Annotated in this window: 1 rRNA gene; it reads right to left on the reverse strand. The window is 53.3% G+C overall.

The window, feature by feature from the left end:
• Positions 1-441: ribosomal RNA gene (locus MKK68_RS10175) — 23S ribosomal RNA — on the reverse strand; the annotation flags it as partial.

Genomic DNA, 441 nt, shown 5'->3' on the forward strand with positions numbered 1-441 from the left:
AGAAGGTACGCGGTCATTCAGGACGAACCTTGAGCTCCCACTGTTTTTAAGCATTCGGTTTAAGCTACTATTTCACTCACGTCGTCGGTGTGATTTTCACCTTTCCCTCACGGTCCTGGTTCGCTATCGTTCGCTGCGGAGTACTTAGGCTTGGAGGGTGCTCCCCCCGTGTTCAGACAGGTTTTCCCGTGTCCCGCCCTACTCGTATCAAGAATGTCGTCCGTCCCGTACGGGGCTGTCACCCATCATGCCGGCCTTTCCAGAACGTTCCGGTACACTCCACTCAGGCATTGGCCTGGTCCGCGTTCGCTCGCAACTACTAACGGAGTCTCGTTGATGTCCTTTCCTCCGGGTACTGAGATGTTTCAGTTCCCCGGGTTCGCTTCAAACCCCTATTGTATTCAGGATTTGATACCTTCATGTGACCAATCGTAGTGAAGC

The sequence above is a fragment of the Methylobacterium sp. E-016 genome, from assembly GCF_022829745.1.
Lineage (GTDB): Bacteria > Pseudomonadota > Alphaproteobacteria > Rhizobiales > Beijerinckiaceae > Methylobacterium.